Here is a 13450-nt window from a genome sequence, read left to right on the forward strand (position 1 = left end):
CTGTAACCGTAACCGCTTCTACCGAAAAACATAGGAAAACTCTCGGCTACTCATAGTTTTCTCATAGCTAACTGATAGACTTGTTTTTATTAACGGAAAACGGCGTAAATGTTAACGGCGTTTAACAGAACTCTACGGGGTGATTTTTGGCAGTATCAGATATTTGCAGTACCTTTGCACTGTCTAAAAATAATTATTAACCCTTTAAAAAACTGATTGACTATGGGACAAGGAACTTGTAAGTATCGTAAAGTAACGCGTACTCCACAGAGTGGAGAGAACGCTGGTAAGAAACTCTGGTATGCTACCGCAGTGAGCGACCGTGAGATGAGTTTTGAGGACTTCGTGACTCATATCTCTGAGCACAACTCGCCATACAGTCGTGGTACTATCCACGGTGTGCTGATGGACACTTTGGACTGTCTGAAGCACCTGATCCTCGACGGCAAGAGCGTGCGTATCTCCGACCTCGGTCTGTTCTCCATCGGCATGACTTCGCGTGGCGAGGTGAGCAAGGACAAGGTGTCTGCTGCAAGCGTGCAGGGCGTTCACCTGATTGTGAGAAATACGAAGTCGTGGAGCAATGCTGAGCTGAAGAAGCTCACCAAGATTGTTGCCTACGACGAGTATAACACCAGCGAGGACACCGGAGGAACCGGCAAGCCAGGCGGCGACTCCAACACCGGTGATACCACCCAGGGCGGTGGCGGAACTCAGGAAGGTGGCGGCGGCACCCAGGGAGGAGGCGGCGGCACCCAGGGAGGAGGTAGTGACGTAGGCTTCTAAAGCATAGCCCCTTCGGGGGCTGTTGTTTAAGCAGCAAAAGAATTAATCACTAATCACTAACAATTAATCACTAAAAAGATGAAGAAGGACACTTGGAAAACTATCATTCAGATTGCGATATCAATCTTGACTGCGATTGCCACCACCTTGGGTGTGACCAGCTGTATGCCTTAAACGGCATCAGAAACAACAAACAGAAAGTGCCGGTAGGAGTAAATCCTATCGGCACTTTTTTTCCTTTTTTACCTTTAACAGGTCACGAGCATCGGGCAACTTCTGACCATTCAATTTTGCCATCCTTACCTCTTGCATCGCTCTTATCAAAGATTCCTTGACATAAGCCTGCTGCTTTTCGGTCTTTGTCAAAACGGGGTCCTTCATTACCGATGTTGAAACTACACCGCGCAACATCTTCCCTCTATTCCTATTTTTCTGCCAGGGATAAATACTTTTTTGCATATATAATAAGGTATAATGGTTATTTTTTTGTATTTTTGCAGAAAAATAAAAGACCTATCAATGAAAAGAAACATAAAGACATTCTACACCTTATTATATTTAGTAGGATTCATCTGTTTTTGGCTGATGCCTCTACAGGCATCCGGCAGCATCAAACTGGACGGGAAACGACTCTCGGCTAAGGACGGCCTGTCGTGCAATACCGTGAACGACATCATCCAGGACAGAGACGGATTCATCTGGCTCGGAACACCGAACGGAGTGAGCAGATATGACGGCTATCAGTTTATCAACTTCACCAATCTCAGCAAGAACTCCGGACAAAAGACCTACCACTCCATCTCACAGCTCATCAACGACGAGAAACATGGACTCATCTGGGGCTACAATCCATCCAACATCCTCTGCTGCTTCGACCTGGAAACAGCTCATTTCTCCGATTATTTCGATAAGGAAAATGCTGCGCTCTTGAGAAACCGATTCAAGAGCCAGAATGGCATGTGGCTCTTTTCCGGGGATTTCGGAGCCAGATACCTGACCTATAGCAACGGGAAGTTTCACGCTACAGACTATACTACAAAGAACGGCAAGCTGATAGGCGACCATCAGCTACAGATGCAGGAAGATTTCAAACACAATATCTGGATAGCATCCGATAAAGGACTCAACCGCATCACCCCAGACGGCAAGAGCCATCTGATGCTCAAGAACCAGCACATCATCACCCTGACCACAGACGGCAATCATATCGCCGTGCTGACCGACAAGGGCGATGCCTTCCTTTATGACAACTCGGGCAAGCCCGTCAGGAAATCCCATCTTCCATCCATGGTGGGATATGTGGGGAAATCGCGCGCCTCCTTCTTCTGTCAGGGAGAATGGTATATCTTTACCCAGGAAGAAACTTTCGCCATGAACCTGAAGACCGGCATCTTCCACAAGCCAGCCATCCAGATACCGAATGCCATGTCGAAAACCTTTCTCAAATCCTATGAGTTTCTTTACGACAAGAAGGGAAACGCCTACCTGTTCAGCAAGAAGGGAAACCTCTTCAGGAAATTCCATCTGCTGGACGACAAGGCTTACATCAACGGTAGAGACAAGAACTTCGTGGCTGCCGAAGACGCCCACGGAAATGTATACATCGTATCTTATGGCAACGGACTCTTCATCTACAACCCGAAGGAAGATGAACTCCAGCACTTCTCTGCAGCAGACAAGGACCCGCTCTTCCATTCCGACTTCCTGCTGAACGTATTCATCGACCGCAGCGGATGCATCTGGATCTGTACCGGAGATGGCGTATATTGCTGCCGTGAACTGAAGGATCTCTACACAGAGCATGTCAAGATTGAACCAAATACCAACCGGGAATGGAGCAACTACGTGCGACACATCAGCAACATAGGTAATGACAAACTCGCCGTCAGTACCCGTGCCAACAGGACTTATATCTATGATGCCAGGACCCAACAGCGAACGTTGGAAAGGCAGACCGATGCCTGCGTCTACGATTATGCCATCGACCCGCAGGGCAGGAAATGGATATCTACCAAGGGCGACGGCATCTACATTGACAATGTGAGATATTCCAAACATGAGAAGAAACATTATGCTCCGGGCGCATCCTTCTACAAGACCATCTTCGACAGGCAGGGAAGAGCCTGGATTGCCACCTGGGGAGAAGGTCTGCTCATCACCCCACAGACAACGGGGCAGCAGCCACGGAAATTCGAACAGTTTCTGAATGCTGACGGAAAGGAAGCACAGATCCACGACCTGCTCCTGGACCGCAAGGGCAGACTCTGGGTATGCAGTAACAACGGTATCACCATGGTGAATACCGCTGAGAGGAAGATTACAGCCCAGAAGTTCCTCCGCTTCAGCGACGAAAACGGAAAGCTGCCCGTAAGCGAAATCAATTGCGGCATCGAGGCACACGACGGCAAACTGTGGTTTGCAGCAACCGGAGGCGTTCTGAAATGCAGCTACGACGAGAAGACCGGGGACCTGGAGTACGAGCTGTTTGATACCAGCAAGGGACTCACCGACAACAATACCCGCTCGCTGGAGGAAGACAACTACGGCAATATCTGGATTGGTACAGAGGAAGGAATCTCCCGTCTCAACGCCAAGACCAACGATATCCGCTCGTTCCAGATAGGACGCACCATCTTCAGCAACAACTTTACGGAGAACTGCGCCACCAGGCTGAAGGATGGCAGACTGGTATTCGGAGTATCCGACGGCATGATCTTCATCCAGCCATCCCGCACCATCAGCATGCCGCCAGCTAAGATGAAGGCAGTCATCACCGACCTCACCATCAACGGCATCTCGATATACGAAGCAGAAAACGAGCAATTCCTGACCAAGGCGCTGAACTATACACGGGAAATCAGCCTGCCACACGACAAGAATTCGCTCAACATCCACTTCTCCAACTTCGATTATCCGCACATCAAGAATGCGATGTACCAGTACTATCTGGAGGGAATAGACAAGACCTGGCGCCCGATGACCAGCATCAACCATGCCGAGTTCAGCGACCTGAACCCTGGCAGCTACACCCTGCATATCCGTACCCGTATAGGCAGCAACCAGTGGAGCGAGGAAACCCTGCTGCACATCACCATCCGCCAGCCTTGGTACAATACGGTATGGGCGTGGTGCATCTATCTGCTCATCATCTGCGGAGCCGGAGTGCTCTACTACCGTTCATGGAGAAGAAACTTCGAACTGAACCAGCAGATTGCTTTGGAGAAACAGATGTCTGACTTCCGAATCAACTTCTTCACCCACATCTCTCATGAATTCCGCACCCCGCTCGCCATCATCCAGAGTGCCGTGGAGAAGATGATGACCAAGGGAGAAGGCTATGCTTCCAAAAACACCATCTATACCCTCAACAGGGGTACCAGGCGACTGCAGCGACTCATCAACCAGCTGATGGAGTTCCGCAAGATCAATACGGGCAATATGAAGCTGAATGTGGAAAAGGGCGAAATCATCGGTTTCGTGCGAAGCATCTACAATGATCTCTATACCGTAGCCAAGCAGAAGGACGTCAGCATGAGTTTCACTCCGTGGACCAGCAGGCATGAGATGCTCTTCGACCAGGAAAAGGTGGAAACCATCGTCTATAACCTGCTGAGCAACGCCGTGAAATATACCCCGGACAGGGGCATCATCAGCGTAAGACTCTATCTGGAGAACGACATCGTATTCTTCTCGGTAGAAGACAACGGTCCGGGCATCAAGCCGGAAAGAGAGGCTGACCTCTTCAAGCCATTCATGCACGGCTATGCTTCCAAGGGCGGTATGGGCATCGGTCTCTTTACGGCGCATCAGATGGCAGAAATCCACAAAGGTTCGCTCACCTATCAGCGTTCCCGGAATCTAGGAGGCAGCCGCTTCTGCCTTGCCCTGCCAGACGATGCCGGCAAGTATCAGCCGGAGGATATCATCGAGAAGAAGGCGCTGGACGCCCACAGCATCGACAAGGACGAGATAGACATGATTGTGAAGGAGATGACTCCGAAAGCCATCAACAACGTTACCGTGATGGTGATAGAAGACGATCCGGACATGCTGGAGCAGATCAAGTCGGAGCTGTCGGTCTATTTCCATGTAGAAACATTCATGAACGGAAAGACGGGTTACGAGAACATCCGGAAGATTAAGCCAGCCCTGCTCATCAGCGACATCCAGCTGCCGGAGATGAGCGGCTACGAGATTGTAAGCAACATGAAGGCGGATCCGGAGACGCAGAACATCCCGGTCATCATGCTGACCGCCTTTGATGATACCAGCCATATACTGAAGGCATACAAGAACTTCGTAGATGACTATATGGTGAAGCCATGCAACTTCAAGCTCCTCATCGCCCGAGCCCTGCAGTTTGTGGCTATGGACCTGAAGGCGAAGCAGCAGGCTGAGGAGAAGGCGAAGCTTCAGGAAGAGACCCTGCAGGAGAATGCTCCGCAAGAGAACCCAGAGCAGACGTCAGGCGGAGAAGCCATCCTGATCAAGCCTGTGAAGGAGCTCAAGAAGAATGAGCCAACCCTCCTGATGTCCACCCTGGACAAGAAGTTCAAGGACAAGCTGGAGGCAATCGTGGCACAGCATATCGGCGACAACAACTTCAATGTAGACCGCCTTGCCGAGCTGCTCTGCCTGGGCAGAACCACGGTATATAACCGCACGAAGAGCATCATGGGTGTTTCGCCAAACATCTATATCCAGAACGAGCGCCTGCGCATTGCCGCCAAGCTCCTGCTGGAAGGCGAATACACGGTAAGCGAGATCAGCGAAAAGGTTGGTTTCTCCGATTCCACCTATTTCTATAAATGCTTCAAGAACAAGTATGGAATAGCGCCTAGCAAGTATGGCAAGTAAAGATTGCCTGCCAAATAGATTACAAAAAAAACTCGTTGGCTTCTTTACCAACGAGTTTTTTTTATTCTAAAAAATCTTTTTAACACTAAAAATTTGGCAATCTCAATTATTTGGTATATTTTTGCATAAAAACAAAACGTATGGCAATAGATAAAGTTAAATATTGGAAAGAACTTGCTGACTATGACATCGAAACCGCTGAGGTTATGTACAACGGTGGAAGATGGCTATATGTTGGCTTTATGTGCCATTTGGTTATAGAAAAAACAATAAAGTCGTATTGGAGTGCAATAAAACCAGACGAGGTTCCATACATCCATAACCTCTTGAAGTTGGCACAAAGCTGCGGGTTAGTATCAAAAATGACGCCAGAACAGCTAAAGTTTCTTGCGGAATTAATGCCAATGAATATTGAGGCAAGATACCCTTCCTACAAAGATGAGTTAGCGAAGAAATTGATTCCAGAATATTGCAGAACATTAATTAATAAAACAAAAGAATTAAAACAATGGATAGAGAACATGCTTTGATGATAGTAAAATGCTACAAGGAAGCAATACTTCCATTGCTTGCTAATGCGAAAGTATATCTGTATGGTTCTTGTAGCAGAAATGAAGCAAGAAAAGATAGTGATATCGATGTAGCAGTAGTTATACCTAAACTTAATGGCGACTGGTTAGATACCACATCTTCATTATGGCTTGCCACCCTTAATATAGATACATCTATAGAACCGGTTTTGATTGAAGAATGCAACCCATCACCCTTATATGAAGATATAATGCGTAATGGAATAGCAGTATAAAATACAGAAATCCCCCCATTCTACATTCTCAGGCGGGATTCGGAATGTAAAACGAAAAAACAAATAGCCAAAGGCTCTCTTGCTTCCATGCAAGGGAGCCTTTGTCTTTGTAAAAGCCACAAAATTTTGCCTGCTGCCTTGTCTGTCTCAATCTTTTTTATATTTTTGCAAAGAGCAAGTAAAGATTGCCTGCCAAATAGATTACAAAAAAAACTCGTTGGCTTCTTTACCAACGAGTTTTTTTATTCTTATAATCATCCTATTACCAGCCAGGATTCTGCTCCCATTTGGCACCATATTTTTCGTGCTTCAGCATCACGTCGTTAGGGATCGGGAAGAGATACATCTTGTCATCCCACTGGCGCTGTACGGTTTCACGGGTATAGGTGAAGGAACCATCATCATTCTTGGTAATCTTCATCTCCTGAATGTTCTTGAAGAACTTGTCAGCCTCCTTCCAGCGGCGTACATCCCAGAAGCGATGACCCTCGAAGGCAAGCTCTACCATGCGCTCGTTCTGATACTTGCTCCACCACTCCTCATTGCTCAACGAAGTAGGGAAATCAGGCATTCCGGCACGCTGGCGAATCTTATCCACAGCCTGGTCTGCCGACATAGGGAGATCGGCACTCGTAGCAGTGGCGCTGCCCAGATACTTGAATACCGCCTCAGCATAGTTGAGATAGAACTCACCCAGACGATAGGTAACCCAGGTATGATAGTCGCCCTGCTTCTTGGTCTTTGAAGTAAGGTCGATATCACCATGCAGCAACTTCTTCAAATAGTAACCCGTAGGAGTAGCACCCACCAATGGCTCGGCATTCACGCCGCCATAATAGGTCTGGAGAGCAGCCTTCTTATAGTTGGCTGCAGTAGGCCACAGATCACCGTTCTTGGCGATGGTCAACTCGAAGCGAGGGTCACGGCCAGCGTAAGGATTCTGCTCATCATAGCCGCTGCCAGCCTCGTTGATACCCTTACCCGTATCCTTCATCTCGTAGGCATCCACCAGGTTCTGGGATGGGCAGTTTCTACCGGAAGCTGAATAACTAGCCTTTGCCATATCGATACCAAACGGATAGTTGTAGCTCTCTACCACATTATCTGATGGATCGGTAGATGAAATCTTGGTACCATAGATACGGCGACCGAAGATAATCTCACACTTCTTGTCGGCATCCTTGTAATTATTGGTTGACCAGAGGTCAGCATACTTGGCAGCGAGCTTCATGCCCCTTGCCTCGCAGGCATCCAGCAATTCCTTGGTATAGAGAGCAGCCTTGTGGTAACGCTCCTTATCGCCAGAAGGATTGAAGAGCGGACTTGCCCAATAGAGCGCTGCACGAGCCTTGAGGGCAAGAACGGTCAGGTTGTTGGCACGTCCATCCTCAGCTGTACTCAGAGCCATGCTTCCCAGGTCGGAGTAATCCTTGATGATGCTGTCCTTCACGGCGTCACATTCATCGAAGATGTACTGGAACACCTCGTCAGATGACTTGCGAGGCTGATTGTTGACATCAGCTGCCGCCATCTCAGGATCGATGACAGGCACACCACCATACTGGCGAACGAGATTGAAATAGAAGTAAGCACGCCAGAAGCGGGCCTCCCACTTGTAGTTCTCGTAACGGTACATCTGCTGCTGATAGTCGGCATTGAGCTCGAAATCCTCGAACTTCAAGTCCTGGAAATCCTTCAACACTACATTGCAGGTCTTGATGCCCTTATACATATTGCTCCAGAGCGAGCCCTGGGCGTTGGATGGGCTCCAGCTGCCGTTATAGAAGGTCTCGATGCTGGTACCGCTCACGGAGTAAACACTCTCGTCGGTGGCAGAGGCAAGCATGCCTCCGCCAAAGTTCTGACCATAATCATAGTCTGCATAATTGTAGATATCGGTCATGAAACCACCCACCTTCTCGAAGGTCTGAATCACATAATCCTTATCCTTGACTACCGTCTCGCTGTAATCCATCTTATCGCTGCAAGATGCCAGCGCCATGAGTCCGAACAGACCATATACTAATTTATTTGTTTTCATTATTGTTCTACTTTAAGATAATTAGAATGTTACTGACAAACCAGCCACGATGCTGCGATTCAGAGGATTGGTTGCACCGAATACCTCAGGATCTGACTCATCGAGATGGTCGAAGCTAAACAAATCTACACCACGTACATACAACTTGGCTGCATTCAGGAGCTTGGTCTTGGCGAGCATCGCCTTAGGGAAGTTGTAATAAACCTCGATGTTGCGAAGCTTGAAGAATGAGCGGTCAAACATCCAGAGGGTGTTTGTATTGTAGTTGTTGGCATTGCTGGTTGAGCTCAGCGCCGGGAACTTGGCTGTGCCGGCTGTCTCTGGAGTCCAGCGGTTGTCGTAGTAGTACTGAGAGATGGTGGTGTTGCCCACCAGCGGCTTGTACATACTCTTGGTAGAAAGCACGCCGCTATAACGGCCTGTGCCCTGGAACATCGCATCTACGCCCAGTCCCTTCCACTCTACTCCCAAATGGATATTGTAGTAGATTTCTGGAGCTACGGTAGAATATCCGATGGCAGTCTTGTCGTTGGTATCAATCTGTCCGTCACCGTTCACATCCTCATACTTGATGTCGCCAGGACGAGGAGTGCTGCCCAGAAGCTGTGGCTTGGAAGCATCGATGTCTGCCTGGTCCTTGAAGAAGCCGATAGCCTTGTAGCCGAAGAGCTGGCTTACGCGATGGCCGGTGCTTACCAGGTTAGGATAGAGCTTAGGAGCCTCATCCTGCTCCTTGATCTGGCTGCGATAGTAATCGATGTTGGCACCGATGTTGAACTTCACGTCGCCAATCTGCTTGTTGTAGTCGAGACTTGCCTCCCAACCCCAGCTGTCCACGATACCATCGCCCTCGTATGGAGCATCCACACCCAACTCTGAAGAATACTTACCTGCGGTAGATACCCAGATGTTGGAACGGCGCTGGTAGAAACCATCGAAGCTGAAATCGAGACCGCCGAAGAGGGTGGCATCTACACCGGCATTGAACTTGGCTGCCTTCTCATGGGTCAGACCGGAAGTGGCAATGGCATCAAGATAGGTACGGCCGAAGTCGCTCTGGAAACCGCTGTTGAACGGATAGGAACCACCGGTAGTCTGATACTGCTGCATATAGTACATCCATCCGCTCTCAGGCAGGATGTCGGTCTGGATAATGCCGTAGGATGCACGGAGCTTGAGGAAATCCACCCAGTTGAGATTCTTCATGAAATTCTCCTTGGAGAGTACCCAGGCTGCTGATACCGTAGGCGACAATGCCCACTTGCTGCCAGGAGCCAGACGGTTGGAACCGGATTCTACCAGGGCAAGGTCGAGGAAGTAACGGTCGAGCAGACCATAGTGGGTGTACCAGCTGATGTTCTGGCGATAGAGCGTACTGTTGATGGCAAACTCATCGCTGAACTCGTAATCGTACTTCAACTGGCTGTAGATGCTGTGGGCTCCGAAGGTATTCTGATAGTCGGCACTGGCATCGGCATGGAAACGGCGGGTGAAGCTGTTGGTGGAGATAGAGGCACCGAGATCGCTCTCAGAACCACCCGTGAATGCCTTGCCCAACTGAGGTTCGCCATCCAGCCAGTCGGCTACCGTAGGACTTCCATATACGTATGTCTTGCTGTAATTCTCGTAGATGTTGGAGAAATGGTCGTAGGCGATGCGGCCCTGAACAGCCAGTCCCTTCAATACCGCAGGAAGTTCCTGGCGGATAGTGAGGTCGGTATAGATACCACGGTTGTGATTTCTGGAGTAACCGGCATCCTGCGACTGCGCCACAGGGTTAACGGTACCAGCCCAGGTAGAGTTACCACCCCACTTGCCATCCTCGCCCTTCACGGCGAAAGCAGCAGAAGGCAGGCTATAGACCATATCCCACAAACTGGCAGAATTGCCCGGAGCATTCGACTCGGCGAGCACACCCAGGAGGTTCACCTTCATGGTAGTATTCTTAGAGAGAATCATATCCATATTCATGCGCAGGTTACCCTTCACATATTTATTATTGGTAGAATATCCCTCGTGGGTATCCGGATTCTTCACGAAACCATTGTCATACTGCAGGTCGAGCAAGGCATAGTACTTGAACTTCTCGCCACCGCCCGTAAACGAAGCGTTGAGCATATTGGTAACGCTGTGGTTGCGGAAGGTTTCATCCACCCAGTTTACGTTAGGATAGAGATAAGGATATTTGCCTGTTCCGAAGGCATCCACCTCTTCCTGGGTATATCTAGGGTTCTCAAAGCCATCGTTGGCATAAGCCTCGTTCATCGCCTTGGCATAGGTCTGTGCATCCACGAACTTAGGCTTGTGAGCCATGAAATTGATGGCATGGTCCAGATTCACCTTGATTTCCTTGGAATTGAACTTACCGCGCTTGGTAGTGATGAGCACCACGCCGTTGGCACCCTTGTAGCCATAGAGTGCGGTGGCAGCAGCATCCTTCAATACGGATACGCTCTCTACTTCCTCGGCAGAGATATACTGGAGATCACGCTCGATACCATCTACCACGAAAAGCGGGGTATTGCCATCCAGGCTCTGCATGCCGCGGATGTAGAAGGTAGGATTGATGCCGGCATAGTTGCCGGAATTCTGCAGCGAAATCAGGCCGGAACCCTGTCCCAGGATAGAGTTGCCGATATTCTTGGCGCTGCGCTTGTTGGTACTCTCGCTGGTGATGACAGACACTGCTGAAGTTGACTGCTCGCGGGAGAAGTTCACATTGGCACCCACATCGATGCTCTGAGCCGCATAGCGATGAGGAGCAATGGAATCTATTTTGACTTGTGCTGAAGCTGGCAGGCTCAGGAGAGCCATCGCCATCAGTACAGCATTCTTATTATTTTTCATCGAATTTACTTTTTTAATCTGTAACTTTAATCAAGTAACCTTTACTCTAGAGATAACCTCCGGCGGGATTACCAGCCTGGGTTCTGAACGAGATAACCCTTCAATACCTCGGTCTGTGGGAATGGGAACAGATACCACTTTACATCGAATCCATTCCACCATGCACGGGCTCCCGTGGTGATAGGCAGGCGCTTATACTCAAAATGAGATGGCTCATACCAGGCATCATTGTCCTTATTCAGCTTCTTGTTGGTTCTGTCGCCATTATACCACTTGTTGGTAGAGGTCTTCCACTCGCCCGTAGCATCATCCTTCACCTGGCGATAGATGACCAGACGATGGAGAGTACGGCTGAAGAGGTCGGCTCTCTTATAGCGTTTCATATCGAAGAAGCGGGTGTTCTCGAATCCCAGCTCGCAGGCACGCTCGCGCAGCAACTCTTCCAGAAGATTATCCTTGTTGGTGGTAAGATTCTCTGATGGGTTGCTTTCCGCAAGTCCCTTCAAACCTACACGGGCACGGATCTTGTCGATGTATTCCAAAGCCTTGACATTGTTGCCGTCAGCCTGAAGCAGAGCCTCGGCATAGATGAGATAGAGATCGGAAAGACGCATCTCTACCCAGTGTGGCTTCTCGCGCTCGTAGGCAGAACCGGTGATTCCGTCGGCAATGTACTTATTGTGGAAATAGCCTGTAGCATAAACGCCCACACACTTGTCTGGACCTGTACCGGCATTGGTACCACCCACATACAGCTCTACATTCTGACCTGTCGACTTGCCGTCGCCCACGTTCACCTTGTCGCGCTGTCCGTTCACACTTACTGTTTCGTAAAGACGAGGGTCGCGGGTATATTTCACGTTCTGCAGTTCCTGCTTGCCTACCTTTCTGTCACCCTTGATGAACATGTGGTCCAATTCGCCAGCCTTCTCGGTCTCCTCCCAGTTGAATGGCTTGCCATCAGCCCAAGGGAACATCTCTACGAACTCCTGGGTTGGGCAATAAGCCTGGCGGTCGAGGGTACGCATATACTGACGTGCCGCCCAGCAATACTTGGAGTTGTGGTTGTTGTCGGTAACACGGGTCTCGAAGATGACCTCCGGACTAGCCTGGCTGATATACGCAAAGCGATAGGCAAAGCGATAAGCCTCAGTAGTCTGGGCTGTAGGCTCTACAAGATGATAAGGATTGCCGTTGTTGGCATTCTCATTGAAGAAGTCTTCACATGCCTTCTTGCACTGCTGCCACAACTCAGGCTTCCTGCCACCCATCCAAGCCAGACTGTCCTGACTCGCATTCTCCATGGAATACTTGCCGCTGTAATATGGCTGGTCGTCGTTGAACAATGGAGAAGCAGCAAACTGCAGTACACGGCACTTCATTGCCATAGCAGCCGCCTTGGTCCAGTGTGCCTTCATGGTAGTGACATCATCATCAGAATAAGCAAAAGGAAGGGCTCCGGAATTGATAGCCTCATCATAAAGCTTGAGAATGAAATTGAGTGTCTTCTCTACCGAAGCACGTGGCGCATCCAGCTTATCTCCGTTTACATCGTATGAGTGAGTAACCAGAGGCAGACCGCCGTACATGCGGAAGAGGTTGAAGTAGGAAGATGCTATCAGGCACTTTGCCTCAGCCACATACTGCTTCTTGGTAGCCTCATCCATATCAGGCACACGGTCGATATTCTCCATCAGGAGGTAGCAGGCATGCACCATCTCCCAGATATTCTCCTTGTCAAAACCATAGATGGAATTGCTGCTGGCTGCTGTCATGTAATCCTCATACACCAGATTATAGATAGCAACTGACGTCGTAGGATTGTGCCAGCAGTCTGACATCGCCTCAATCTGACCACTGAAGTAACTGTGGGAGTTGCCGTCACCCGCCTTGAAAGGCAGACCGTAGTACTGGTTCTTATAAATACTGGTCAAGAACTGCTGGGTATATTCTGCACTATTGAAGATGGTATCAATAGTAACATCGCCACCCGGAGTCTTTTCTATGAAGGAATCTCCAAACTTGATCTGCTCTGTACACCCCGTCACCGCAGAACCGATAACGGCTGTAAGAACGATTCCTCTGAATATATTGTTAAGTTTCATTGTATTTAC

9 protein-coding genes are annotated in these 13450 nt (G+C 49.2%); 5 read left to right on the top strand and 4 right to left on the bottom strand.

From position 1 onward, the window contains the following. The first annotated feature begins 222 nt into the window (after positions 1-222). Both ACQRBJ_RS12560 and ACQRBJ_RS12565 read left to right on the top strand, forming a co-directional pair. Positions 223-786: an HU family DNA-binding protein gene (locus tag ACQRBJ_RS12560; protein ID WP_445303800.1), complete on the top strand. Its 564-nt coding sequence runs from the start codon at positions 223-225 to the stop codon at positions 784-786. A 78-nt stretch (positions 787-864) separates the two neighbouring features. Next, positions 865-960, top strand: coding sequence for a smalltalk protein (locus ACQRBJ_RS12565; RefSeq protein WP_153121734.1), 96 nt, complete (start codon positions 865-867; stop codon positions 958-960). Between the two features lie 45 nt (positions 961-1005). Here ACQRBJ_RS12565 and ACQRBJ_RS12570 read toward each other — a convergent pair whose 3' ends face one another. After that, positions 1006-1152, bottom strand: coding sequence for a hypothetical protein (locus ACQRBJ_RS12570; RefSeq protein WP_445303801.1), 147 nt, complete (start codon positions 1150-1152; stop codon positions 1006-1008). Positions 1153-1305: 153 nt separating this feature from the next. On the opposite strand from ACQRBJ_RS12570, the gene ACQRBJ_RS12575 reads away from it, so the two are divergent. The 3 genes from ACQRBJ_RS12575 to ACQRBJ_RS12585 all read left to right on the top strand — a co-directional run bounded on the left by ACQRBJ_RS12575 (position 1306) and on the right by ACQRBJ_RS12585 (position 6448). Beyond that, on the top strand, positions 1306-5643 hold the full coding sequence (locus tag ACQRBJ_RS12575) for a hybrid sensor histidine kinase/response regulator transcription factor (RefSeq protein ID WP_445303802.1): 4338 nt from the start codon (positions 1306-1308) through the stop codon (positions 5641-5643). Positions 5644-5783: 140 nt separating this feature from the next. Beyond that, entirely contained in the window at positions 5784-6173 is a 390-nt protein-coding gene (locus ACQRBJ_RS12580; RefSeq protein ID WP_294970026.1) for a HEPN domain-containing protein, read from the top strand. Continuing rightward, complete coding sequence (locus tag ACQRBJ_RS12585) at positions 6152-6448, top strand: nucleotidyltransferase domain-containing protein (protein ID WP_294970029.1); 297 nt, start codon at positions 6152-6154, stop codon at positions 6446-6448. Before ACQRBJ_RS12580 ends, ACQRBJ_RS12585 begins: the two co-directional genes overlap by 22 nt. 262 nt (positions 6449-6710) lie before the next feature. Here the strand turns inward: ACQRBJ_RS12585 and ACQRBJ_RS12590 are convergent, their stop codons facing one another. The 3 genes from ACQRBJ_RS12590 to ACQRBJ_RS12600 form a co-directional block, all read right to left on the bottom strand. Then, positions 6711-8489, bottom strand: a complete 1779-nt coding sequence (locus ACQRBJ_RS12590) for a RagB/SusD family nutrient uptake outer membrane protein (protein WP_445303803.1) — start codon at positions 8487-8489, stop codon at positions 6711-6713. A 21-nt stretch (positions 8490-8510) separates the two neighbouring features. Next, complete coding sequence (locus ACQRBJ_RS12595) at positions 8511-11336, bottom strand: SusC/RagA family TonB-linked outer membrane protein (protein WP_445303804.1); 2826 nt, start codon at positions 11334-11336, stop codon at positions 8511-8513. Positions 11337-11404: 68 nt separating this feature from the next. After that, complete coding sequence (locus ACQRBJ_RS12600) at positions 11405-13441, bottom strand: RagB/SusD family nutrient uptake outer membrane protein (protein WP_445303805.1); 2037 nt, start codon at positions 13439-13441, stop codon at positions 11405-11407. Positions 13442-13450 lie beyond the last annotated feature (9 nt).

Origin of the sequence: Prevotella sp. SGI.167 (genome assembly GCF_050313615.1) — a bacterium.
Taxonomy (GTDB): domain Bacteria; phylum Bacteroidota; class Bacteroidia; order Bacteroidales; family Bacteroidaceae; genus Prevotella.

What these genes read in the sequence shown, in the direction of transcription:
- ACQRBJ_RS12565 (WP_153121734.1), top strand. Translation starts at nt 865, where the DNA reads ATGAAGAAGGACACTTGGAAAACTATCATTCAGATTGCGATATCAATC.
- ACQRBJ_RS12595 (WP_445303804.1), bottom strand. Translation starts at nt 11,336, where the DNA reads ATGAAAAATAATAAGAATGCTGTACTGATGGCGATGGCTCTCCTGAGC.
- ACQRBJ_RS12585 (WP_294970029.1), top strand. Translation starts at nt 6,152, where the DNA reads ATGGATAGAGAACATGCTTTGATGATAGTAAAATGCTACAAGGAAGCA.
- ACQRBJ_RS12600 (WP_445303805.1), bottom strand. Translation starts at nt 13,441, where the DNA reads ATGAAACTTAACAATATATTCAGAGGAATCGTTCTTACAGCCGTTATC.
- ACQRBJ_RS12560 (WP_445303800.1), top strand. Translation starts at nt 223, where the DNA reads ATGGGACAAGGAACTTGTAAGTATCGTAAAGTAACGCGTACTCCACAG.
- ACQRBJ_RS12580 (WP_294970026.1), top strand. Translation starts at nt 5,784, where the DNA reads ATGGCAATAGATAAAGTTAAATATTGGAAAGAACTTGCTGACTATGAC.
- ACQRBJ_RS12575 (WP_445303802.1), top strand. Translation starts at nt 1,306, where the DNA reads ATGAAAAGAAACATAAAGACATTCTACACCTTATTATATTTAGTAGGA.
- ACQRBJ_RS12590 (WP_445303803.1), bottom strand. Translation starts at nt 8,489, where the DNA reads ATGAAAACAAATAAATTAGTATATGGTCTGTTCGGACTCATGGCGCTG.